Genomic DNA, 22,694 nt, shown 5'->3' with positions numbered 1-22,694 from the left:
CCGACCGCAGCAGGCACCCTGCCTATCGGCACAGATGAGAGACGCTATCATGGCCATCCGAAGCTTCCAGCAACACACTCCGAAAGTTGGACTACGTGCCTTCGTCGATCGTTCGGCAGTGGTGCTGGGCGACGTGGAGATCGGTGAAGACAGCTCGGTCTGGCCGCTGACCGTGGTACGCGGCGACATGCACCGCATCCGCATCGGTGCGCGCACCAGCGTGCAGGACGCCAGCGTGCTGCACATCACCCACGCCGGCCCGTTCAACCCGGACGGCTTCCCGCTGATCATCGGTGACGAGGTGACCATCGGCCACAAGGTCATGCTGCATGGCTGCACCCTGGGCAACCGCATCCTGGTCGGCATGGGCAGCACCATCATGGATGGCGCCATCGTCGAGGACGAAGTGATCATCGGTGCCGGCAGCCTGGTACCGCCGGGCAAACGCCTGGTCAGCGGTTACCTGTACATGGGCAGCCCGGTGAAACAGGCCCGGCTGCTGAACGACAAAGAGCGCGCGTTCTTCTCCTACAGCGCCGGCAACTACGTGAAGCTCAAGGACCAGCACCTGGCCGAAGGCTACGACCAACCGGAATGACCGTATTCGCGGGCTTGCCCGCTCCCACAGGTTTAGTGGAGCCTTCAGGTCCAGCGCCATACCTGTGGGAGCGGGCAAGCCCGCGAAGAAGGCAACGCAGCACTCAAGTGGAACCTCATACATGCATCAGCAAAACATCCTGTTCGATCTAGACGGCACCCTGACCGACCCTCGCCTGGGCATCACCCGCTCGATCCAGTATGCCTTGGCCAAGCTGGGCATCGACGAGCCAGACCTGGCCCGCCTCGAACATTTCATCGGCCCACCCCTGCTGCAGGCTTTCATGCAGTTCTACAGCTTCGACGAAGCCAAGGCCTGGGACGCGGTGAACTTCTACCGGGAACGTTTCCGCGTCACCGGCCTGTACGAAAACCTGGTGTTCCAGGGCGTGCCGGAGTTGCTCGAAGCCCTGAACGGGCAGGGCCGCACGCTGTACATCGCCACTTCCAAACCGTGGGAATTTGCCCGGGAAATCGCCCGGCACTTCGCCTTCGACCACCACTTCAAGGTGATCTATGGCAGCGAACTGGACGGCACGCGCACCAACAAGGTCGAGCTGATCCGCCACCTGCTGGATGAAGAAGGGCTGGACCCGGCGCAGACGTTGATGATCGGGGACCGCAAGCATGACCTGATTGGCGCGCGCAGCAATGGCTTGCAGGCGGCGGCGGTGGGGTATGGGTTTGGTAGCCGGGAAGAGTTGATGGCCGAAGAACCTGCTTACCATTTCGCCACGGTAGCCGAGTTGCATCAGGCTTTTAGCAAGGCTTGAGGGCCATGGGGGCTGCTTTGCAGCCCTTTCGCGACACAAGGCCGCTCCCACAAAGGCTCTGCGTAAGCCGATCAATGTGGGAGCGGCCTTGCCGGGGCGCCGGACCGGTCGGATGGGCCGCAAAGCGGCCCCAAAGTCTCACCGGCTAACCATCAACCGCTGCAACGCCGCCTTCCGCTCTTCAATCGGCAACCGCCCCAGTTGCTCGACCCGCTCGTAAAACCGCGCCCAATCCCCACCCACCTCACGAAACACCGCCGCAAACGCCGGCACCCACTGGTCATACAGCCCAAACGGTAACAACTTGGCATTGTTCATCGGCCCATACACCCAGGCGTCATAGCGCTTGTCACCGCCCCACTGGCCATCGCGCACCTGCCGGTACTCACCCCTCAACCGCTCAAACTCGGCCTGTTTGGCCAGCCGCTTGTGCGCATCGTCCAGCGGGCCGGCATAAATCGCCTGCAACCGCTCACGGCTGGCCAGCACCAGCCGGATGAACTGGTCACGCTGTTGCCCCTGCTCCTCGCCAACTGCGGCAAGCCCACGGGACACGCGCCATTGCCGGGTGCCTTCCTGCTCGACAAAGGACGCAAACGATTCGTTGAACTCGGTATCGTCCTGCACATAGAAGCGCTGGTGAGCCAGCTCATGGAAGATGAGCGTGGCCAGGCGCTCGTGGCCCCAGCCGGCCATTGACGACAAGATCGGGTCGTCGAACCAGCCCAGGGTCGAGTAAGCCTCCACGCCACCCAGATACACATCCAGGCCGTCCTCGCGCATCAATGCCGCTGCCCCGCGTGCCGCACCTTGCTGGTAGTAGCCGCGATAGGCCACGCACCCCGCGATCGGGAAACAGTGCGTCACCGGCTGCAATGACAACTCCGGCGTGGCGAACACATTCCACACCACATAGGGCCGGCCAATGTCGGCATACACCCGGTAGCTGCGGTTATCCGGCAGTTTCAACTGCTGGCTGGCGAACACCCGCGCCTGTTCAGCGTGCGCCAGGCGCGAGCGTAATTGCGGTGACGTGGCCGGGTCAGCCACCACCTGCGCGACGGGCTGACGCGCGCGCAGCAGCTGCAATTGGCCCTCGGCCAGCTGCCCATAGTAGGCAACGCTGCTGCAACCGTTCAGCAGGAGCGCCGCCAGCAGGGGAACAAAAGGGATGAAAACGCGGTCGAGTGCCCCAGGGCCTGAGCGCTGCATAAGAAAAAGTCGAAGCATCCGGGACTGTCTGACTCGCTCAAGGCCAATTCGCTTCAAGACTATCTCGCCAAGGGGGAGTTTCGCCATGCGTGCATTGTTGGTCGCCGGTTCACTGTTGCTGATATCCGCCTGTTCCACGTTGCCAGCCCCGGACCCGAACCAGGCCTGGATCGACCTCACGCCCTACGACGACACCTCGCTGGACGCCGTGCAGGTAGATGAGCGTGACTGGGCCGACAGCCGCTATTTCGAAGTACAGCCCGGCAGCCACGAGCTGACCGTGCGCTACCAGTTCCCGGTCACCCCCAGCAATATCGGCCCCGTCGACGAGCCGTTGTGGCGTGATTGCCAGGTCAAGCTGACCTTCAAGGACTTCGGCGCCGGCCAGCGCTACCAGCTGCACGCGGGCAGTATCGGCTTCCGCCCCTGGATCAAGCTTTACGACGACCGGCAAAAAATGGTCGGCCAAGGCTTGCCAGCAGGCTGCCAACGCACCTGAACGGTAGAAACGGCGCTATGCTTGTAACGTGTAAATCGCAAGTGGGAGTTTTGCCATGCGCCAGCCCATGATGCTGATCGCCCTCAGTGCACTGGGGGCTTGCGCCAGCCCCTTGCCACCCGTCGACCCCAAGCAGGCCTGGGTCGATCTCTACACCATGACCCCCGGCCGGGTGATCATGGCCGACCGCCTCGATGGCAAGCGCCTGGATGACGGCCGTTACTTTCAGGTAACGCCGGGCAAGCACGAACTGGTGGTGCGCTTCGATTATGAAATCTACGCGGGCGGCATCATGTCCGAACCCAGGGACCGCACCTGCTACCTGACCGTACGCTTTGACGACTTCAAGGCCGGTGAACGTTATCGCCTGGAAGCACGGGCCCCGGTGATGGAGCCGCAGGTGCTGCTGTATGACGCAAGCCGCAAGGTAGTGGTGAACGAGCCTAGCGACGTGTTCTGCATTCCGTGAATGGGGGGCTGCTTTGCAGCCCATCGCGACACAAGGCCGCTCCCACATTGATCGGCGTATGCAGGGCCTTTGTGGGAGCGGCCTTGTGTCGCGAAAGGGCCGCAAAGCGGCCCCATAATCCCGAGCCTACCGATCATTCTTTTGATAAATGATCTTCTTCGTGCCGCCATCGCAAGTCCCGACGACCATGTTCTGGTCCTTGACCTCACTGTTGGGCACGATCTCCAGGGTGTAGGACGGCACACCCTGAGCCTGGATCTTGGCCTCGATCTCGGCTTTCAGCTCTTCGCACGGCTTGACCGCCGCCAACGTAGACGTGGCGACCAGGGAAGCCAACACGGCGATTGCTACGCGAATCATGGAACGGCTCCTGAAAAGGCAGCGTGCTGCCGACGCTGTTTAGACTACAGCAAACCGCCTCCGTTGCGCCGCTTCAGCCCACTAGCGCCGCATCCAGGCTGATTTTTGCGTTCAGCACCTTGGACACCGGGCACCCTTCCTTGGCCTTGTTGGCAATCTCCAGGAACTGCGCCTCGCTTGCCCCCGGTACCTTGGCCCGGAGCACCAGATGCACGGCCGTGATGGCAAAACCATCAGGCAGCTTGTCGAGCGTCACCTCGGCAGCGGTGTCGATCCGGTCCGCTGTCAGCCCTGCTTCACCGAGCATCATCGACAACGCCATCGAGAAACAGCCCGCATGCGCCGCACCAATCAGCTCCTCCGGGTTGGTCCCGGGGGTGCCCTCGAATCGGGTGTTGAAGCCATACGGGTTCTGCTTGAGCGCGCCGCTTTCGGTAGAAAGCAGGCCCTTGCCATCCTTCAAGCCACCTTGCCAAATTGCCGATGCTGTCTTTTTCATGCTGCCTCCTGGTCATTCGGTTACGTGCTTATGGATTCAGAGGGCAGCCGCTTACGGCAAGTTCAGACCAATCGCACAGCAAACATTGAATCCCCCGAATATGCCCATACAGAGTTACAAAGGCCTCTGGCCAACCACCTTTGCGGAGGCTCCAATGACGCAGCTGCGTGACCTGAAAATATCCACCCTCGACCTGGTGCCCGTGCGCGCCGATGCAGGCCCGGCGCAGTCGCTGCGCAACTCGCTGGACCTGGCGCAACACGTCGAGCGTTTTGGCTACAACCGCTTCTGGGTGGCCGAGCACCACAACATGGACGGCATCGCCAGTTCGGCGACGTCAGTGCTGATCGGTTATCTGGCCGGGGGTACTTCGAGCATTCGCGTGGGCTCTGGCGGGGTGATGCTGCCCAACCACGCACCACTGGTGATCGCCGAACAGTTCGGCACCCTGGCCAGCCTGTACCCGGGGCGTATCGACCTGGGCCTGGGGCGTGCGCCGGGTTCGGACCAGATGACGGCCTACGCCCTGCGCCGCGACCGCGCTGGCGGCCCGGACGACTTCCCGGACGATGTCGAGGAGCTGTCGCGCTACCTCGGCCCACGTACCGATGATCAAAAAGTAATCGCCGTGCCGGGGTACGACACTGACGTGCCAATGTGGCTGCTGGGTTCCAGCCTGTTCAGCGCCCAGCTGGCGGGCATGCGCGGTATGCCCTATGCCTTCGCTTCGCACTTTGCGCCGCGCTACATACACGAGGCGATCCGCGTTTACCGCAATCATTTCAAGCCATCGACCACGCTGGACAAGCCGTATGTGATGCTGGGCATCCCCATGGTGGTGGCAGAAACAGACGAAAAGGCCGAATACCTGGCAACCTCGGTGTACCAACGCATCCTGGCGCTGATCCGCGGCCAGAGCCTGATGCAAAAACCGCCGGTGGAAAGCATGGATGGGCTGTGGTTGCCCCATGAGCGGGAAACGGTGGGCAGCTTCCTGGGCCTGGCGATGATCGGCAGCCCGCAGAAGGTAAGGGCCAAGGTGGAGGTGCTGCTGGAGCAGACCGGGGCGGACGAGCTGATCTTTACCTGCGACCTGTATGAGCATGCGGACCGGATCCGGTCCTATGAACTGCTGGCGCAGGCACTCAAGACCGAGTGACCTTCTTCGCGGGCTCGCCCGCTCCCACAGGACTGCACAGGTGCTTGAACCTGTAGATTACCTGTGGGAGCGGGCAAGCCCGCGAAAAAGCCAACACATCAACCGCGGCGGTACACAATCTCTTTGGTACCCGCCTCGCAGCTACCAATCACCTTGCCGGCCGGCTCGCCCTTGTTGACGATCTCCAGCTTGTAGCCAGTAACCCCTTTGGCATCCAGCTTGGCGGCAATCTCCGCCTTCAGTTCTTCGCACGGCTTGCCCGCCGCCAGCGCACCACCGGCCAGTGTCATCAGGCCCAGCGCCAGAATCAGTTTGTTCATCGATCGCGTTCCTTGTGCAGATGAAATCAGAAAGGGCGCACGCCAAGGCGCCCCCTTCCTAAATACCCCATCAAGCCCGGATCATCCAGCCCGGCGCTGTTTCAGCTGTTGGCGACACGGAAGCCCACCTTCAGCGTGACCTGGAAGTGCGCCGCCTTGTTGTCGCGGATGTGCCCACGGGTATCGATCACTTCAAACCATTCCAGGTGCTTGATGCTCTTGCCGGCTTCGGCCAGGGCATTGTTGATCGCGTCTTCGATACTGGTCGGCGAAGATCCCACCAGCTCGATCTTCTTGTACGTGTGATGGTCAGTCATGTTCACGCTCCTTGGATAACGGTGATTTTTTAGCCTAGCAGCCAGCCTAGCAGCGTAGGCCCGGTTTACCTGCGAGCCGTCCGCAAAGGTGAAAGTTCGATCGCACTTTCGCGCAGGCCAAGGGTCGCAACCTTTACAGCCCATACTGCAAAGGAGAGTCAACATGCACCGCAACTCGCTGCGTAAAACATCCCTGGAAAGCATGGAAGCGGAGATCGAAAGCCTTCTGAAAAGCCTGGAAAACCTCAAGCATGACGCGTCGGAAGAGTCCCAGAAGTCGGTGAAGGCAATCCGCAGCAACGCCGAAAGCGCGCTGAAACACTCGCGTAGCCTGCTCAGTGATGCTTACGAGGAAGTGAAGACCCGCACCCGCCAGACCGGTATCGCGACCCGTGATTACGCGCAGGAGCACCCGGTTACAACAGCGGGCGTGGCGATTGGCGCCCTCGGCCTGCTGGCGGCCTATCTGCTGACCCGTCGCAACTAACCCGCCTGGCGTTCCAATTCGCGGCGCAGCCACTGCGCCAACTGCTCGGCGCGCCCATCTGCGGCGCGCCGCGGCACCCACAACGCCAACGCTGCCGGGGTAGGGGAAAACCCCCACGGCGCGCTGAGGCGCCCAGCCCGCAAGTCATCCGCCACCAGTGGCTGCGGCGCAATGGCCACGCCAAGGCCTGCAACCGCCGCCTCCAGCAAATAATACAAATGCTCGAACGCCTGGCCGTAGTGCAACCTGGCCGGGTCCAGTCCCTGCTGCTGACCCCAGGTGGGCCATGCTTGCGGACGTGACGTGGTATGCAGCAGCGCCTCCTCCAGCAGGGCGCTGGCAGGCGCCCCACGCAAGCGTTCGAAGCCGGCAAAGTGCGGGCTGAGCACCGGGCCGATACGCTCCTCGGCCAGCACATGCACCTGCATGTCCGCAGGCCATGGCGGCTCGGCGTACACCAGCAATGCATCAAGCCCTGGGCGACGCGGGTCGAGGTCACCTTCACCGGCTGACAAATGCAGGCGCAATTCGGGCAAATCCGCCTTCAGGCGCCCCAGCCTCGGAATGAACCAGCGCGCCAGCAGGCTGCCCGAGCAGCCCAGCACGAACGGCGCCTCGCTGACATCGCGGCTGAGCTCGGCACACACACTGCGCAGCCGGTCGAAAGCCTCGCCACTGGCATCACGCAGCCGGATGCCTGCATCTGTGAGTTTGATGCCACGCCCGTCCTTGACGAACAGGGCCACGCCAAGGTGCTCCTCCAGTACCTTGATCTGCCGGCTGACAGCGCCATGGGTAACATGCAGCGCTTCAGCCGCCTGGCTGACGCTGTTGAGCCTGGCGGTAGCCTCGAAGGCGCGCAGGGCATTCAGGGGAGGGAGGTCGTGGGCCATGGTACCTGTGAGTTTTTCTGACACGTTTGCGCAATCTTATCGGTTTTCAGCCGGGCTTGCCGTGGTTAGAGTAAAGCCCATCACTCATTCATTACGCCCTGGAGCGCCCCATGACCCAGTCCCAATACCGCCCCGGCCCCGACGCCAATGGCCTGTTCGGCTCGTTCGGCGGCCGCTACGTGGCCGAAACCCTGATGCCACTGGTGCTGGACCTGGCCCGCGAATACGAAGCGGCCAAGGCAGACCCCAAGTTCCTCGAAGAGCTGGCCTATTTCCAGCGCGACTACATCGGCCGCCCCAACCCGCTGTACTTCGCCGAGCGCCTGACCGAGCACTGTGGCGGCGCGAAGATCTTCTTCAAGCGTGAAGAGCTCAACCACACCGGCGCGCACAAGGTGAACAACTGCATCGGCCAGGTGCTGCTGGCCAAGCGCATGGGCAAGAAGCGCCTGATCGCCGAAACCGGCGCCGGCATGCACGGCGTGGCCACCGCCACCGTGGCTGCCCGCTTCGGCCTGCCGTGCGTGATCTACATGGGCGCTACCGACATCGAGCGCCAGCAGGCCAACGTGTTCCGCATGAAGCTGCTGGGCGCCGAAATAGTCCCGGTCACGGCCGGTACCGGCACCCTGAAAGACGCCATGAACGAAGCCCTGCGCGACTGGGTCACCAACGTCGAAGACACTTTCTACCTGATCGGCACCGTCGCTGGCCCACACCCGTACCCGGCCATGGTCCGCGATTTCCAGTCGATCATCGGCAAAGAAACACGCGTTCAGTTGCAAGAGAAGGAAGGCCGCCTGCCAGACAGCCTGGTTGCCTGCGTCGGTGGTGGCTCCAACGCCATGGGCCTGTTCCATGAGTTCCTCGAAGAGCCGAGCGTGCAGATCATCGGCGTCGAAGCCGGTGGCCACGGCGTGCACACCGACAAGCACGCTGCCAGCCTGAACGGCGGCGTACCGGGCGTGCTGCACGGCAACCGCACCTACCTGCTGCAAGATGCAGACGGCCAGATCACCGACGCCCACTCGATTTCCGCAGGCCTCGACTACCCGGGCATCGGCCCGGAGCACGCCTACCTGCACGAAGTGAAACGCGTCGAGTACGTCAGCATTACCGATGACGAAGCGCTGGATGCGTTCCACGCCAGCTGCCGCCTGGAAGGCATCATCCCGGCGCTGGAAAGCTCCCACGCCCTGGCCGAAGCGATCAAGCGCGCACCGAAGCTGCCCAAGGACCACCTGATGGTCGTGTGCCTGTCGGGCCGCGGCGACAAAGACATGCAAACCGTCATGAACCACATGGCCGCCCAGGAGAAACAGGCATGAGCCGTCTTGAACAACGCTTCGCCGAACTGAAGGCCGAAGGCCGTTCGGCACTGGTCACCTTCGTCACCGCAGGCGACCCGGGCTACGACGCCTCGCTGCAGATCCTCAAGGGCCTGCCGGCCGCCGGCGCCGATGTGATCGAGCTGGGCATGCCGTTCACCGACCCGATGGCCGATGGCGTGGCCATCCAGCTGGCCACCCTGCGCGCACTGGAAGCTGGCCAGACCTTGGCCAAGACCCTGCAGATGGTTCGCGAATTCCGTGTGGATAACCAGACCACGCCAATCGTGCTGATGGGCTACTACAACCCGATCCACCGCTTTGGCGTGGATGCGTTCGTGGCTGAGGCAAAAGCAGCGGGCGTCGATGGCCTGATCATCGTCGACCTACCGCCAGAGCACGACGCCGAACTGGCCACCCCGGCCCAGGCTGCAGGCATCGACTTCATTCGCCTGACCACCCCGACCACCGACGATGCGCGCCTGCCGCGCGTGCTGGAGCGCAGCTCCGGGTTTGTGTACTACGTGTCGGTGGCCGGTGTGACCGGTGCCGGCTCGGCGACCACCGAGCACGTGACCGAAGCCATTGCCCGCCTGCGCCGGCATACCGACCTGCCGATCAGCGTTGGTTTCGGCATTCGTACCCCGGAGCAGGCTGCGAACATCGCCCGCCTGGCGGATGGTGTAGTGGTAGGCTCGGCGCTGGTCGACAAGATTGCCCAAGCCAAGAGTTCCGACCAGGCAGTGAATGATGTACTCAGCCTGTGCTCGGCACTGGCAGAAGGGGTGCGCGGCGCCCGCCGCTAAACCGCGTCGCCTGCTTCGCGGGCACGCCCGCTCCCACAGGGACCCCACAGATACTGAAAACTGTGGAGAACTTGTGGGAGCGGGCGTGCCCGCGAAGAGGCCAGAAAAGGTGACAGAGACCTACCCACCAAAAATCGACAGGTTCAAAGGCCGCAAAGCCCCCATCCAGATCGCATGGTCCCGGTGGTCCGCCAGTTCATCCCCGGTCAGCGGGTGCATGAACACCACCAATCCCTTCCGATACAGCGCCAACCAAGGCAACACCACCCCGACAAATTCCGGCTCGAACGCCAGCTGGCAGCTCCAGTCCGGGTGCGGCCCAACCGGCTTCTGGTGCATGCGCCCCATGGTCACGGGAAACAGCCGCATCGCTTCCTCGCACAGTTCCCGGGCCTGCTCCATGGTCGCTGCGTCGTAATAAACATGGGCGTGATAACCCTTGATCCTCTGCACGATAACTCCTGATTGCGGTCCAACCATCACCACCTGCAAAGGGAGTGATGCAGTGAAAAACGCCGAAACCCCAGTGTACAAACTGGTCCTGTTCGGGCCTGAAAGCAGCCTGGGCAATGCCCTGATGGCCGAGCTGCTGGCGCGCCAGCACGAAGTCACCGCCGTGGTCGATGACCTGAACCGCCACACCGCGCGCCCGGGCCTGCACTTCAAGATAGGCGGGCTGGGGGATGCCGACCAGGCAGAGCAGGGCGCAGCAGGCGGCTCGGCGGTGATCGCCCTGCTGTCGGCGCTGGCGCCAGGTGACTTGCCGGGGCAAGCACGCCTGAGCGAGGCACTGGTGGCGGGGCTTGAGCGTACGACTATACGCCGGCTGTTGCTGGTGGGCGATTTCGCTGTGCTGGATGAGCCGGGCAAATACAGCGAGGCAGAGCGGGAATGCGTGGACCATGTGGTTGATGGGTTGCAGCGCAGTGCGTTGCACTGGACGCTGATCAATACGCCGCAGGCGTTGCCCGATGAGGGGTGGGCACGCGTAGCGGCGGGGATGGCGGATATGCTGGAACTGGACCTGCACCGGGGCGAGCATCTGAACTTCGTGGTCTAGATCGCCGGGGCTGCTTTGCAGCCCATCGCAGGCAAGCCAGCTCCCACAAGGACCGCGCCGGCCTGAGCGGCATGTATTGCCTGTCAGGGTCCAATCTCAGGCAAATCAGCCCCTACAGGAATCCCACAGCCTGTCAGGCCGTCGCAGCCCTTGTGGGAGCTGGCTTGCCTGCGATGGGCCGCAAAGCGGCCCCAAAATCTCACAGGTTGCGCTCATGCTCCAGCCAACCGACAAACCGCTCGATCAGCGCCCCACGCCGCTTGCGCGGTGGCAGAACCGCGTAATAACCACGCTCCGAGCGCAAACTCCCCTGCAAAGGCCGGCACAACAACCCTTGCTCCACCAACCCATCCACCAGGTGCCCCCAACCAATCGCCACCCCTTGCCCGGCAATCGCTGCCTGGATCAACAACGTGTAGTTATCGAACCGCAACTGCCCAGCAGGCGGTGGGCTGGCCACGCCAAACCCGCGAAACACCCCCGCCCAGTCAAACCATCGGCTGGCTTGCTCGCCCTTCAAATGCAGCAAGGGCAATCGCTGCAAAGCCACGGCTGACAAAGGTTTGCCATCCGTCAGGCGGGGGCTGCACACCGGGAAGACTTCCTCATCGAACAGCCAGCGGCTTTCACCCTGATGAAAGCGCCCATCGCCAAACAGCACCGCCACATCGATGTCCGGGCGCAACATGCCCTGGCTGCGTTCACCGGTCACCAGGCTCACATCCACCTGTGGATAAGCCTCGTGGAAGCGCTGCAGCCTTGGCATCAGCCAGAACGCCGCAAAGGCAAAGTCGGTGGCCACCTGCAGCACTTCGCGCTGGCCGCGCCCGCTGGCCTGGGCAATGCCGTCATCCATGGCTTGCAGGCCCTGGTGTACCTGTTCGAACAACAACTGGCCGGCCTCGGTGAGCTCGATGCCGCGATAAATACGGTCGAACAGGCGCGTGCCCAGCTGTGCTTCCAGGCGCTTCACCTGCTGGCTCACGGCCGGCTGCGTGGTCCCAAGCTCCAGCGCCGCAGCGGTAAAACCCCGCAGGCGTGCCGCGGCTTCGAACACACGCAAGGTATCCAGCGACAGCTCGGCAAGGTGCTCAAACATAAGCGCAGCTAATCCCAGTCATTGCCCGCCATGGGCTTTACCCATGTTATCCACAGTCGCATCTTGGTAGGCAAGCGGATCGCATAACCCTCAACGATGGAAGCCACCATGACGCGCCCGAATATCCTGTTCATCATGGCCGACCAGATGGCCGTACCCTTGCTGCCGATCTACGCCCCTTCGCCCATCCAGATGCCGCACCTGAGCCGCCTGGCCGAGCAGGCGGTGGTGTTCGATTCGGCCTACTGCAACAGCCCGCTGTGCGCGCCGTCACGCTTCACCCTGGTCAGCGGCCAACTGCCCAGCCGCATCGGCGCCTACGACAATGCTGCCGATTTCCCCGCCGATGTACCGACCTATGCCCACTACCTGCGCCGCCTGGGCTACCGCACCGCGCTGTCCGGCAAGATGCACTTCTGCGGCCCGGACCAGTTGCACGGCTACGAAGAGCGCCTGACCAGCGACATCTACCCGGCCGACTACGGCTGGGCGGTGAACTGGGACGAACCGGATGTGCGCCCGAGCTGGTACCACAACATGGCTTCGGTACTGCAAGCCGGCCCGTGCGTGCGCACCAATCAGCTGGATTTCGACGAGGAGGTGGTGTTCAAGGCGCGCCAGTATCTTTACGACCATGTGCGCGAAAACGACGGCCGGCCGTTCTGCCTGACCGTGTCCATGACCCATCCGCACGACCCCTACACCATTCCCAAACGCTACTGGGACCGCTACGAGGGTGTGGATATCCCCATGCCCCATGCCGAGTTCGGCCAGGCAGACCTCGACCCGCACTCGCAGCGCCTGCTGAAGGTCTACGACCTGTGGAACAAACCGCTGCCTGTGGACAAGATACGCGACGCCCGCCGCGCCTACTTCGGCGCCTGTAGCTACATCGACGACAACATCGGCCAGCTGCTGCGAACCCTGGAGGAGTGCAACCTGGCCGACGACACATTGATCGTGTTTTCTGGTGACCACGGCGACATGCTGGGCGAGCGTGGCCTCTGGTACAAAATGCACTGGTTCGAGATGTCGGCGCGGGTACCGCTGCTGGTCCACGCGCCCAAGCGCTTTGCAGCGGGCCGGGTAAGCGCCTCGGTATCGACCTGCGACCTGCTGCCGACCCTGGTCGAACTGGCCGGCGGCGCTGTGGATAAAAACCTGCACCTGGACGGCCGCTCGCTTGTCGGCCATCTGCAAGGGCAGGGCGGTCACGATGAAGTGATCGGCGAATACATGGCCGAAGGCACCGTCGGCCCGCTGATGATGATCCGCCGCGGGCCCTACAAGTTCGTGTACAGCGAAGACGACCCATGTCTACTCTATGACCTGAGCCGCGACCCGCACGAGCGGGAGAACCTCACCGGCAGCCCGGACCATCAGGCGCTGCTGCAGGCATTTGTCGATGAAGCACAACAACGTTGGGATATCCCCAGCCTGCGCCAGCAGGTACTGGCCAGCCAGCGGCGCCGCCGCCTGGTTGCCGAGGCGCTGGCCATCGGCAAGCTGAAAAGCTGGGACCACCAACCGCTGGTGGACGCCAGCCAACAGTACATGCGCAACCACATCGATCTCGACGACCTCGAGCGCAAGGCACGTTATCCACAGCCCGCCCCCCTGGATTGAGAAGAGAGGCCGCCATGCACAAGTTCTCCGCCGCCGTGTTCGCCCTGGCCCTGGGCGCCACCACGGCCCACGCCGCCGACAACGACGCACAATGCAGTACCGTGAAAATGGCCGACCCCGGCTGGAGCGATATCGCCTCGACCAATGCCGTGGCCCGTCTGTTACTGGAAAGCCTGGGCTACAAGGTGAAGATCGACAGCCTGGCCGTGCCGATCATCTATGGCGGCCTGAAGGACGGCCGTGTCGATGCCTTCCTGGGCAACTGGATGCCGGCGCATCAAGGCTTTCATGACAAGTTCATCGCCAACGGCGATGTGCAGCAACTGTCACGTAACCTGGAAGGAACCGAGTTCACCCTGGCGGTGCCCGACTATGTGTGGAATGCCGGAGTGAAAGACTTCGCCGACCTGCAGAAGCACGCCGACCAGTTCGACAAGAAGCTGTATGGCATCGGCTCCGGCGCCCCGGCCAACCTGTCGCTGAAGGAAATCATCGACAAGAATGAATTCAACCTTGGCCAGTGGAAACTGGTGGAGTCCAGCGAGCAGGCGATGCTGGCCCAGGTCGACCGGGCGGTGAAAAAGCAGCAGTTCATCACCTTCCTTGGCTGGACCCCGCACCCGATGAACGTGAAGCTGAAAATGCATTACCTGACTGGCGGGGAAAAGTGGTTCGGCAGCAAGGGCGAGGTGTACACGCTGACCCGCAAGGGTTATCCACAAGCCTGCCCGAATGCGGCGAAGCTGCTGGGTAACCTGAAGTTCACACTGGACATGGAAAACGCCATCATGGCCGAGGTTGTGGATAAGAAGATCAGCTTCGATGACGCGGCCAGGGCTTGGGTGAAAACGTATCCCGAGGTGCTGGACGGGTGGTTGGCTGGGGTGACTACCAAGGCCGATGGCAATGCCCTGGAGGCCGTCAAAGCCAAACTGTAATCTTAAAAGCAACACCCGCTCCCCTGTGGGAGCGGGCACGCCCGCGAACACCGGCGCAGCCGGTGCCATACACCGCGGTGGATTTTTCGCGGGCATGCCCGCTCCCACAGGGTTTGGCGAAACCTTAAGGATTGTGGATAACCCATGCATCGCCTCTATTTACTGCTGCCATTCCTCACCTGGCTCCCCCGCCAATCGGGCCGCAGCCTGCGCCAGGACCTGCTGGTCGGCCTGAGCGGTGCCATCCTCGCCCTGCCACAATCCATCGCCTACGCCCTGATCGCCGGCCTGCCCGCCGAATACGGCCTGTACGCTGCCATCGTGCCAGTGCTGATCGCCTGCCTGTGGGGTTCGTCCTGGCACCTGATCTGCGGCCCCACCGCTGCCATTTCCATCGTGCTCTACGCCAGCATCAGCCCGCTGGCGGTGGCCGGCAGCGCCGATTACATCACCCTGGTGCTGCTGCTGACGTTCCTCGGCGGCATCTTCCAGCTACTGCTGGGGCTTTTGCGGTTTGGCGCGGTGGTCAATTTCGTCTCGCATTCCGTGGTGCTCGGCTTCACGCTGGGTGCTGCCATCGTGATTGCCCTGGGCCAGTTGCCCAACCTGCTGGGCATGGACCTGCCCAGCCAGGCCACGGCACTGAAGACCGTGCAGGACCTGGCCAGCCATGCAAGGGAGGTCGACCTGCCTTCATTGATGCTGGGGCTGGCCACCGTAGTGGTCGGTGTGGCCTTCAAGCTCTGGCGCCCACGTTGGCCGAGCCTGTTGATAAGCCTGATGCTGGTCAGCCTGCTGGCCTGGCTGCTGCCAGGCTACTTTGGCCATGTACCGCGGGTGGCGGCGTTCACCGGCCAGCTCCCGCCCTTCAGCCCGCTGCCGTTGCTGGATGTGGAACTGATGCTGCGCCTGCTGCCCAGCGCCGTGGCGGTGGGCATGCTGGGGCTGGTCACCAGCCTTTCTATTGCCCGCTCGTTGTCGGCACGTTCGGAACAACTGATCGACCCTGACCAGGAAATACGCGCACAGGGCCTGTCGAACATCGCCGGTGCGTTTTTCTCCGGTTACTTGTCTGCCGGTTCCTTCACCCGCTCGGGCCTGAGTTATGAGGCAGGTGCCCGCTCGCCCATGGCCGGGGTATTTTCTGCACTGTGGGTGGCGTTGTTCGCCGTTACCGGTGCCGGCCTGATCGCGCACCTGCCGATACCCGCCATGGCCGGCAGCATCCTGCTGATCTGCTGGGGGTTGGTGGACCATCGGGGGATTCGCGCGCTGTTTCGGGTCAGCCGCTCGGAGTTTCTGGTGATGGCGCTGACGGCGGCGGCGACGTTGTTGCTGGAGCTGCAGACGGCGATCTATGCCGGGGTGCTGGCGTCGCTGTTCTTCTATTTGAAGCGCACCTCACGGCCACGGGTGCAGCAAAGCCGTGAAGGGGACGCGGATGTGTTGCGGGTGGGCGGGTCGATTTTCTTTGGCGCGGCGCATTACCTGCAGGTGCGCTTGCAGCGCTGCCAGGGGCCACATGTGGTGATCGATGCGCGGCAGGTGAATTTCATCGATTACTCGGGTGTGGATATGTTGCACCGCGAGGCGCGGCGGTTGCGGCGGTTGGGCGGGAGTTTGACCTTGCACCGGGCCAGGCCGCAGGTGATCGAGGAATTGCAGAAGCTGGAAGGGGTGGAGTTGTGTCCGATCAGCTTTGAGGATTGATGTAGGGTTGAGATTCTGGGGCTGCCTTGCAGCCCATCGCGACACAAGGCCGCTCCTACAGGGATCTCGATTTGCCGCCAGACCGCGATCCCCTGTAGGAGCGGCCTTGCGTCGCGATAGGGCCGCAAAGCGGCCCCAACAATCTCAACCCCGAGCAAGCTGCCGGCGCAGTTCAGCCAAAACCGGCGCTGTATCCGGCCGAACCCCACGCCATATAAAGAAGGCTTCAGCCGCCTGCTCAGCCAGCATCCCCAACCCATCCAGCACCTTGGCCGCGCCCAGGTCAGTAGCCCACTGGCAAAACGGCGTCGGCTCCTTGCCATACATCATGTCGTAGCAAACCGTGCGCCCCGCCTCGACCAGGCTGTCGGCAATCGGCGGCATTTCCCCGGCCAGGCTCGCCGAGGTGGCGTTGATGATCACATCCACCGGCTCCTGCAACCAGGCAAACCCGCTGGCTACCACCGGCCCCAGCTCATCGAACTCGCGCGCCAGCTGCTCGGCTTTTTCCACAGTCCGGTTGGCAATCACCAACGATTGCGGCTTGTGCGCCAGAATCGGCTCCAGCACGCCACGCACGGCGCCACCGGCCCCCAGGATTAGAATGCGTTTGCCAGCAAGCTCGACCCCGGCATTCACCGTCAGGTCGCGAACCAGGCCAGCGCCATCGGTGTTGTCGCCCAGCAGGGTGCCGTCAGCCAGCCTGCTCAGCGTGTTCACGGCGCCAGCGCGCTGGGCACGCGGGGTAAGGCTGTCGCACAGGCGGTAGGCTTCTTCCTTGAACGGCACGGTGACGTTGCCGCCGCTGCCTTGCTTGAAGAAGCCGCGCGCACAATCACTGAACTCGTCCACCGGTGCCAGCAAGGTGGCGTATTCCAAATCCTGGCCGGTCTGCTCGGCAAACAGGCGGTGGATCAGCGGCGACTTGCTGTGGCCGATGGGGTTACCAAAAACGACGTACTGGTCCATGACGGCTCCTTGTTTATCCACAGGGTTACTGGCCGAGCCAGTCGCGGTCCTGAAGGAAGTACTCGGTCAGGCGCGCTTCTTCGCTGCCGGGCGCGGCCTTCCAATCGTAGCCCCAGCGTACCTGAGGCGGCAGCGACATGAGGATGGACTCGGTACGGCCACCGGACTGCAGGCCGAACAGGGTGCCACGGTCGTAGACCAGGTTGAATTCCACGTAGCGCCCGCGGCGGTATTCCTGGAACTCGCGCTGCTGCGGGGTGTAGGGCGTGTCCTTGCGGCGCTGGACGATCGGCAGGTAGGCGTTGACGAAGGCATCGCCGATGGCGCGGATGAAAGCAAAGCAGGTGTCGAAGTCCCACTCGTTCAGGTCATCGAAGAACAGGCCGCCAATGCCGCGTGGCTCGCCACGGTGCTTGAGGTGGAAGTAGCGGTCGCACCAGGCTTTGTAGCGTGGGTACACGTCGGCGCCGAAGGGTGCGCAGGCTTGCTCGGCCACGCGGTGCCAGTGGACGCAGTCTTCTTCATTGCCGTAGTACGGCGTCAGGTCGAAGCCGCCGCCGAACCACCATACGGCCTCTTCACCTTCTTTTTCAGCGATGAAGAAACGCACGTTGGCGTGAGAGGTGGGCACATGCGGGTTGTGCGGGTGGATCACCAGCGACACACCCAGGGCCTCGAAGCCACGGCCTGCCAGTTCAGGGCGGTGGGCGCTGGCCGAGGGTGGCAGGCCGGCACCAAACACATGGGAGAAGTTGACCCCGCCTTTCTCGATCACCTTGCCGTCGCCGATCACCCGCGTGCGGCCCCCGCCACCGGCTTCGCGCACCCAGGCATCCTCGACGAAGCGGGCGCCGCCGTCTTCTGTTTCGAGGGCAGAGCAGATGCGGTCTTGCAGGTCGAGCAGGTAGGCTTTCACGGCCTCGGTGCGGCTAGTCATCGGGTCACCAGAAACGGGCAGGGAAGAATTCGCCGCGTAGCATACCACCGCCAGCGCACGCGCCGCAGTTGACGGCGATCAAGCAAAGGCGTCCGATAGAAGGCCTTTTCCCGATCCCGACGACAGGAGTGCGAGATGGCCAAGCGTATCCAGTTCAGCCAGCATGGCGGCCCGGAAGTGCTGCAGTTTGTGGAATTTGAACCCACCCCGCCCGGGCCGCAGCAGGTGCGCGTGCGCAACCATGCCATCGGCCTGAACTTCATCGACACGTACTTTCGCAGCGGGCTGTATGCACCGCCGTCCCTGCCTTCTGGCCTGGGCACAGAAGCGGCCGGTGTGGTCGAGGCAGTAGGCGAGGGCGTGACCCGGCTGAAAGTGGGTGACCGCGTGGCCCATGCCGGCGGCCCGCTGGGTGCGTACAGCGAGGTGCATACCTTGCCGGAGGCCAACCTGGTCAAACTGCCTGACAACATCAGCTTCGAGCAGGCAGCAGCGGTAATGCTCAAGGGTTTGACCGTGCAATACCTGCTGAAGCAGACCTATGAGGTCAAACCGGGCGACGTGATCCTGTTCCACGCGGCAGCGGGTGGCGTCGGTTCGCTGGCGTGCCAGTGGGCGAAGGCGCTGGGCGCCAAGCTGATCGGCACCGTGAGTTCTGGCGAGAAGGCCGAACGGGCCAAAGCGCTGGGGGCATGGGAAACCATCGACTACAGCCATGAAGATGTGGCCAAGCGGGTACTGGAGCTGACCGACGGCAAGAAATGCCCGGTGGTGTATGACGGCGTGGGCGCCGATACCTGGCTGACCTCGCTGGACTGCCTGCAACCACGCGGTTTGATGGTGAGCTTCGGCAATGCCTCGGGCGCGGTGAGCGGGGTGAACCTGGGGATTCTGGCGCAGAAGGGCTCGCTGTATGTGACCCGGCCGACCTTGGCCACCTATGCCAACAATGCCGAGAACACCCAGGCCATGGCCGATGACCTGTTTGCGATGATTGGCAGTGGCAAGCTGGTTGTGGATATCCAGCAGCGGTATCCGTTGAGCGAAGCGGCCAAGGCACAGGCTGAGCTGTCGGCGCGCAGGACTGTGGGGTCGACTGTACTCATCCCCTGAGCCAGACACATTCCCTGTGGGAGCGGGCATGCCCGCGGTGCATGGCACCGGCTCTGCCGGTGTTCGCGGGTGAACCCGCTCCCACAGCTAATGAGTCGGCCTGGATTACAGCAATCCCATTTGGACTGCTTTGCCTTGATTAATCGTCGTAGTGATATCGGCACTGCAAGATTGTCATCTGCCCACCTTCGAAGAGGTAGACCAACCGATGCTCGCGAGTAATACGGCGAGACCAGAATCCTGAAAGGTCGCCCTTGAGCGGTTCAGGCTTGCCAGTACCTTTGAAAGGAGTACGAAGGCACTCCCTGATCAGTGCGTTGATCGTTGCGAACACATCAGAGTCAGCATCTTTCCAATGGCAGTAGTCTTCCCAACCCTCTGAAGTAAACGCAACGCTTACAGAATTGCGAGCCTCAGTCTTGTTGCGTTGTTTTGACTTCATGTTCATCTATGGACAGCTCATGGGTAGCAGCTTTACCCGACCGCAGCTGATCAATGGATGCGCGCAAGCGCTTGGCATTGGCTGAAGAACCCAACAGGTACATGGTTTCTTGCATGCCGTTGTAGTCTTCAAGCGAGATCATAACCACCGGCTCACCGCGCTGGCGCGTAATGATCGCAGGTTCGTGATCCCGACATACATCATCCATCGTCTGCTTCAGGTCGGCGCGAGCCTGGCTAAAAGTCAGTACATGCATTTCTTCAAATCCCTCCCAGGCAGGGCCCGGATCAGGTTTTTCTCGACCCATTCAGTTCTGCCGAATGGGCGCTAGGCTTGGTGGCTTCCGATAGTAAATTTGGCAGATACCAACTCAAACATTGTACAAGCCTAGGTACAAACCTCAACATCCCATGGTCGGGAACCTTGAGAATGCAAAGCATAAATTGGATGTCTTCTGGTGGGCAGGTGATTGCTGCCGACAGCGCTTGTAGGAAATTGCTGTGAAAGCAGGCCTACCTGCTCCCACAGCAATGCATTGAATTAAGGGACGCCGCCGTTTTGGGGTGAACAGCTTGTCGGTGGTGGGGTCGACTCGATGCCATCGAGGATCGCCTCAATCACCCCCTCCGCCATTTCAATCGCATGCAGGTTCGACCAGAACATGCCCCGGCCTTCTTCGCGCATGTAGTCCAGGGCTTTGTATCCGGTTTCGTAGGCACTGCGCAGGTACAGGGCTACATGGACCAGAGCGTCCTCGGCGGAAATGTTCGGGTTGACGGTGAAGAGCGGGTCATGGCCGGCATCGCAGCGACCGAAGGAGCGGGTGGAGGTGCAGGGTAGGCGTGGATCTGGAACAATTTTCTTCATCATTAGATCTCGCTTCATGGCCGCACCCAGTCGTTACCACACGAATGGGTGGCAGCTGTACGCAGGGTGGTAAACCGGGTGAGAGATCTAAAACCCAGCAGGCACGAAGCCTCCTGCGAACAGCCGCCATGGACTGCCAAGATCTCTCTGAACCCGGGTTACCACACCCGATCGCCAAGTTATTCGGCGACGGTTTAAGCCTAAGGGCAGAGGTTCCCGGTGAGAAGGTGACGGCAGAGGACGCGGGTCGTAGGATATTTCCCAAGCCGCAAGATGGACAGCCATTCGAGACAAAATCAGAAAAATCTGCGGGGACTTGGCTCTACCCTGTGGGAGCGGGCATGCCCGCGAACACGGGCGAAGCCCGTGCCAGGCACCGCGGTGGATTCTTCGCGGGCGCGCCCGCTCCCACAGGGGCCCGAGCCCATCCGCCAGTTCCGAGGATGGATTCAGCCCGGGCGAACGACTTCGCCGGTAGCCAGGTTGCGAATCACACTCGGGTTCTTCCGCCCCCCCAGCGCCCCGCCCAACACCATGTCCAGCTGGCCATGGAAGTACTGCTCAACCCGCAACCGGGTCTTGGCTGCCGGGCGCCCGCCGGGGTTGCACGAGGTGGAAATCAGCGGCCCCACCAACGCGCACAGTTCACGCACCTGCGGATGGTCGCTGACCCGCAGCGCCACGGTGTCATGCTGCCCGGTCACCCATTCTGGCAACAGGTCCTGGTGGGGCACCAGCCAGGTATTGGGCCCCGGCCAGGTGCTGCCCATGCGGTCGATCCAGTCTTCCGGGAAGTCCTCGAACAGGAAGTCGAACTGGCGGATGTTGTCGGCGATCAGAATCAGCCCTTTATCCACAGGGCGCGACTTCAGCGCCAGCAGGCGATACACCGCGTCCTCGTTCCATGGGTCGCAGCCCAGGCCCCAGACCGCTTCCGTCGGGTAGGCGATGACTGCGCCCGCCCGGATCTCACGTGCGGCTTGTTGCACACGAAAACTGCTCACCATTGCTGTTTCTCCGCCTATATACCTTGCATGTGAGCAGTGTACTTAGCCCGCGCGGGCAAACCAACGCCCGGCTTCATTGCTGACCCGGCCTTCCAGCTCCAGCTCGGTCAGCTGCGCCAATACCTCGGCCAGCGGCAGCTCGCTGCAGTGCGCCAGGCTTTCGCTGGTTTGAGGCGCTGCATGCAGCAGGGCAAGCAGGGGATGCTCGAACCTGTCCACAACTGCAGGCGGCAGGTTCTGCCAGCCCTTCAGGCTTTCCAGGATCTGCTCCACACTTTCCACCAGCAGCGCCCCATCACGGATCAGCTGGTGACAGCCTTTGGCCCCCGGGTGGTGAATGGAGCCCGGAATGGCATACACCTCGCGGCCTTGCTCGGCCGCCAGGCGCGCCGTGATGAGCGAGCCACTGGCCAGGCTGGCCTCGACCACCAGCACGCCCAGCGACAAGCCGCTGATGATGCGGTTGCGCCGTGGGAAGTTGCCGGGCAGTGGTCCGGCATCCAGCGGATACTCGGAAACCAGCGCACTGCCGTTGTCGATGATCGCCTGCGCAAGCTCTTGATGGCGCTGTGGATAAAGTTTTTGAAGCCCCGTACCGAGCACGGCAATCGTGCACCCACCGGCCTGCAACGCGGCCCGATGAGCGGCACCGTCGACACCCACCGCCAGCCCGCTGGTAATGGTGAACCCGGCTTGCGCAAGGTAGCGGGAAAATGCCCGGGCAGTGTCGAGCGCCGGGGGTGTGGCACGTCTGCTGCCCACGATGGCCAGCTGAGGGCGGTCGAGCAAGGCCGGTTCACCCGCTACGAAAAGCAGCGGTGGGGCATCGTCGATTTCTGCCAGCAAAGCAGGGTAGCCAGGGCCGTCCCACATCAGCAAATGCTGGCCGGGGCGCTCTAGCCAGGCCATTGCGGCCAGCGCGCCATCGCGTACCTCGGCACTGCGCCGGGCATCGATGGTGGCTTGGGGGATGCCTAACGCTCGCCAGGCCGAACCTGGGGCACTAAGCGCAGAAGAAGCACTGCCGAACGCATCGAGCAAGGTGCGAAAACGTCGCAGTCCTGTCTCGGGCAGGCGATGCAGGCGTAATCGCGCTTCCAGTTCGGCAGGCGGGCAGAGCGACGAGTGGTAACGGGGCATGGGGATCATCCTTGATCGAAACAGGGCCATTTACGTGGCACAATCTGTGGATAACTCTGTGAGTAAC

General features: G+C 62.7%; 28 protein-coding genes. 13 read left to right on the top strand and 15 right to left on the bottom strand.

The features are described 5' to 3' along the window. Positions 1 to 49 precede the first annotated feature (49 nt). Entirely contained in the window at positions 50 to 598 is a 549-nt protein-coding gene (locus AK81_RS09700; RefSeq protein ID WP_043198617.1) for a gamma carbonic anhydrase family protein, read from the top strand. A gap of 121 nt (positions 599 to 719) precedes the next feature. Further along, positions 720 to 1,370, top strand: a complete 651-nt coding sequence (locus tag AK81_RS09695) for an HAD family hydrolase (protein WP_043198615.1) — start codon at positions 720 to 722, stop codon at positions 1,368 to 1,370. Between the two features lie 138 nt (positions 1,371 to 1,508). Here AK81_RS09695 and AK81_RS09690 read toward each other — a convergent pair whose 3' ends face one another. Beyond that, positions 1,509 to 2,582 carry an aminopeptidase gene (locus tag AK81_RS09690; RefSeq protein ID WP_043198614.1) on the bottom strand — a complete coding sequence of 358 codons (1,074 nt, stop codon included), beginning with the start codon at positions 2,580 to 2,582 and terminating at the stop codon, positions 1,509 to 1,511. 85 nt (positions 2,583 to 2,667) lie between these two features. On the opposite strand from AK81_RS09690, the gene AK81_RS09685 reads away from it, so the two are divergent. Beyond that, positions 2,668 to 3,081 (top strand): hypothetical protein, encoded by a 414-nt coding sequence (locus tag AK81_RS09685; RefSeq protein WP_043198612.1) that lies wholly within the window; start codon positions 2,668 to 2,670, stop codon positions 3,079 to 3,081. Between the two features lie 55 nt (positions 3,082 to 3,136). Continuing rightward, positions 3,137 to 3,550 (top strand): hypothetical protein, encoded by a 414-nt coding sequence (locus tag AK81_RS09680; RefSeq protein WP_043198611.1) that lies wholly within the window; start codon positions 3,137 to 3,139, stop codon positions 3,548 to 3,550. A gap of 126 nt (positions 3,551 to 3,676) precedes the next feature. On the opposite strand, the gene AK81_RS09675 is transcribed toward AK81_RS09680, so the two are convergent. Together AK81_RS09675 and AK81_RS09670 are read right to left on the bottom strand one after the other, a co-directional pair. Then, on the bottom strand, positions 3,677 to 3,910 hold the full coding sequence (locus AK81_RS09675) for a DUF1161 domain-containing protein (protein ID WP_016497391.1): 234 nt from the start codon (positions 3,908 to 3,910) through the stop codon (positions 3,677 to 3,679). A 73-nt stretch (positions 3,911 to 3,983) separates the two neighbouring features. Then, positions 3,984 to 4,409 carry an OsmC family protein gene (locus AK81_RS09670; protein WP_019470354.1) on the bottom strand — a complete coding sequence of 142 codons (426 nt, stop codon included), beginning with the start codon at positions 4,407 to 4,409 and terminating at the stop codon, positions 3,984 to 3,986. A gap of 154 nt (positions 4,410 to 4,563) precedes the next feature. Between AK81_RS09670 and AK81_RS09665 the strand changes: the two genes are divergently transcribed. Next, positions 4,564 to 5,568, top strand: a complete 1,005-nt coding sequence (locus tag AK81_RS09665; protein WP_043198606.1) for an LLM class flavin-dependent oxidoreductase — start codon at positions 4,564 to 4,566, stop codon at positions 5,566 to 5,568. A gap of 98 nt (positions 5,569 to 5,666) precedes the next feature. On the opposite strand, the gene AK81_RS09660 is transcribed toward AK81_RS09665, so the two are convergent. Together AK81_RS09660 and AK81_RS09655 are read right to left on the bottom strand one after the other, a co-directional pair. Beyond that, a complete protein-coding gene (locus AK81_RS09660; protein ID WP_016484240.1) occupies positions 5,667 to 5,888 on the bottom strand; it encodes a DUF1161 domain-containing protein in 222 nt (73 codons plus the stop codon). A gap of 101 nt (positions 5,889 to 5,989) precedes the next feature. Continuing rightward, on the bottom strand, positions 5,990 to 6,205 hold the full coding sequence (locus AK81_RS09655; RefSeq protein WP_043198603.1) for a dodecin: 216 nt from the start codon (positions 6,203 to 6,205) through the stop codon (positions 5,990 to 5,992). 163 nt (positions 6,206 to 6,368) lie between these two features. Here AK81_RS09655 and AK81_RS09650 point away from each other — a divergent pair, with 163 nt between their 5' ends. Further along, positions 6,369 to 6,692: a DUF883 family protein gene (locus AK81_RS09650; protein ID WP_043198601.1), complete on the top strand. Its 324-nt coding sequence runs from the start codon at positions 6,369 to 6,371 to the stop codon at positions 6,690 to 6,692. Here AK81_RS09650 and AK81_RS09645 read toward each other — a convergent pair. Beyond that, positions 6,689 to 7,585, bottom strand: coding sequence for a LysR family transcriptional regulator (locus AK81_RS09645; protein WP_043198599.1), 897 nt, complete (start codon positions 7,583 to 7,585; stop codon positions 6,689 to 6,691). The genes AK81_RS09650 and AK81_RS09645 overlap by 4 nt on opposite strands. A gap of 110 nt (positions 7,586 to 7,695) precedes the next feature. Between AK81_RS09645 and trpB the strand changes: the two genes are divergently transcribed. Beyond that, positions 7,696 to 8,913, top strand: coding sequence for a tryptophan synthase subunit beta (gene trpB, locus AK81_RS09640; RefSeq protein WP_043198598.1), 1,218 nt, complete (start codon positions 7,696 to 7,698; stop codon positions 8,911 to 8,913). Further along, positions 8,910 to 9,719: a tryptophan synthase subunit alpha gene (gene trpA, locus AK81_RS09635; protein ID WP_043198596.1), complete on the top strand. Its 810-nt coding sequence runs from the start codon at positions 8,910 to 8,912 to the stop codon at positions 9,717 to 9,719. The genes trpB and trpA overlap by 4 nt, the downstream gene beginning before the upstream one ends. Positions 9,720 to 9,839: 120 nt before the next feature. Here the strand turns inward: trpA and AK81_RS09630 are convergent, their stop codons facing one another. Continuing rightward, positions 9,840 to 10,172, bottom strand: coding sequence for a DOPA 4,5-dioxygenase family protein (locus tag AK81_RS09630; RefSeq protein WP_043198594.1), 333 nt, complete (start codon positions 10,170 to 10,172; stop codon positions 9,840 to 9,842). A 52-nt stretch (positions 10,173 to 10,224) separates the two neighbouring features. Between AK81_RS09630 and AK81_RS09625 the strand changes: the two genes are divergently transcribed. After that, positions 10,225 to 10,779: an NAD(P)H-binding protein gene (locus AK81_RS09625; protein WP_043198592.1), complete on the top strand. Its 555-nt coding sequence runs from the start codon at positions 10,225 to 10,227 to the stop codon at positions 10,777 to 10,779. Between the two features lie 199 nt (positions 10,780 to 10,978). On the opposite strand, the gene AK81_RS09620 is transcribed toward AK81_RS09625, so the two are convergent. Next, positions 10,979 to 11,878 carry a choline sulfate utilization transcriptional regulator gene (locus AK81_RS09620; protein WP_043198590.1) on the bottom strand — a complete coding sequence of 300 codons (900 nt, stop codon included), beginning with the start codon at positions 11,876 to 11,878 and terminating at the stop codon, positions 10,979 to 10,981. Between the two features lie 108 nt (positions 11,879 to 11,986). On the opposite strand from AK81_RS09620, the gene betC reads away from it, so the two are divergent. The 3 genes from betC to AK81_RS09605 all read left to right on the top strand — a co-directional run bounded on the left by betC (position 11,987) and on the right by AK81_RS09605 (position 16,152). Continuing rightward, the gene (gene betC, locus AK81_RS09615; protein WP_043198589.1) at positions 11,987 to 13,504 is read left to right on the top strand and encodes a choline-sulfatase; all 1,518 of its coding nucleotides are present in this window, start codon (positions 11,987 to 11,989) and stop codon (positions 13,502 to 13,504) included. A 14-nt stretch (positions 13,505 to 13,518) separates the two neighbouring features. Next, the gene (gene choX, locus AK81_RS09610) at positions 13,519 to 14,442 is read left to right on the top strand and encodes a choline ABC transporter substrate-binding protein (protein WP_043198588.1); all 924 of its coding nucleotides are present in this window, start codon (positions 13,519 to 13,521) and stop codon (positions 14,440 to 14,442) included. 144 nt (positions 14,443 to 14,586) lie between these two features. Continuing rightward, a complete protein-coding gene (locus tag AK81_RS09605) occupies positions 14,587 to 16,152 on the top strand; it encodes a SulP family inorganic anion transporter (RefSeq protein WP_043198587.1) in 1,566 nt (521 codons plus the stop codon). A 144-nt stretch (positions 16,153 to 16,296) separates the two neighbouring features. Here AK81_RS09605 and aroE read toward each other — a convergent pair whose 3' ends face one another. Continuing rightward, positions 16,297 to 17,121: a shikimate dehydrogenase gene (gene aroE, locus AK81_RS09600; RefSeq protein WP_043198586.1), complete on the bottom strand. Its 825-nt coding sequence runs from the start codon at positions 17,119 to 17,121 to the stop codon at positions 16,297 to 16,299. 25 nt (positions 17,122 to 17,146) lie between these two features. Then, positions 17,147 to 18,058, bottom strand: a complete 912-nt coding sequence (hemF, locus tag AK81_RS09595) for an oxygen-dependent coproporphyrinogen oxidase (protein ID WP_043198585.1) — start codon at positions 18,056 to 18,058, stop codon at positions 17,147 to 17,149. Between the two features lie 135 nt (positions 18,059 to 18,193). Between hemF and AK81_RS09590 the strand changes: the two genes are divergently transcribed. Beyond that, positions 18,194 to 19,171 (top strand): NADPH:quinone reductase, encoded by a 978-nt coding sequence (locus AK81_RS09590; protein WP_043198582.1) that lies wholly within the window; start codon positions 18,194 to 18,196, stop codon positions 19,169 to 19,171. Between the two features lie 139 nt (positions 19,172 to 19,310). Here the strand turns inward: AK81_RS09590 and AK81_RS28085 are convergent, their stop codons facing one another. The 5 genes from AK81_RS28085 to dprA all read right to left on the bottom strand — a co-directional run bounded on the left by AK81_RS28085 (position 19,311) and on the right by dprA (position 22,627). Next, complete coding sequence (locus AK81_RS28085) at positions 19,311 to 19,619, bottom strand: Txe/YoeB family addiction module toxin (RefSeq protein WP_081042037.1); 309 nt, start codon at positions 19,617 to 19,619, stop codon at positions 19,311 to 19,313. Continuing rightward, positions 19,585 to 19,869, bottom strand: a complete 285-nt coding sequence (locus AK81_RS09585) for a type II toxin-antitoxin system Phd/YefM family antitoxin (protein WP_043198581.1) — start codon at positions 19,867 to 19,869, stop codon at positions 19,585 to 19,587. Before AK81_RS09585 ends, AK81_RS28085 begins: the two co-directional genes overlap by 35 nt. A 284-nt stretch (positions 19,870 to 20,153) precedes the next feature. Continuing rightward, positions 20,154 to 20,483, bottom strand: coding sequence for a hypothetical protein (locus AK81_RS09580; RefSeq protein ID WP_043198579.1), 330 nt, complete (start codon positions 20,481 to 20,483; stop codon positions 20,154 to 20,156). A gap of 446 nt (positions 20,484 to 20,929) precedes the next feature. Further along, positions 20,930 to 21,487, bottom strand: coding sequence for an L-threonylcarbamoyladenylate synthase (locus AK81_RS09575; RefSeq protein ID WP_043198577.1), 558 nt, complete (start codon positions 21,485 to 21,487; stop codon positions 20,930 to 20,932). A gap of 42 nt (positions 21,488 to 21,529) precedes the next feature. Continuing rightward, complete coding sequence (gene dprA, locus AK81_RS09570; protein ID WP_043198575.1) at positions 21,530 to 22,627, bottom strand: DNA-processing protein DprA; 1,098 nt, start codon at positions 22,625 to 22,627, stop codon at positions 21,530 to 21,532. Positions 22,628 to 22,694: the final 67 nt, after the last annotated feature.

The organism is Pseudomonas putida W15Oct28 (assembly GCF_000708715.2).
Lineage (GTDB): Bacteria > Pseudomonadota > Gammaproteobacteria > Pseudomonadales > Pseudomonadaceae > Aquipseudomonas > Aquipseudomonas putida_R.
This window is presented reverse-complemented; position numbering and strand designations above follow the sequence as displayed.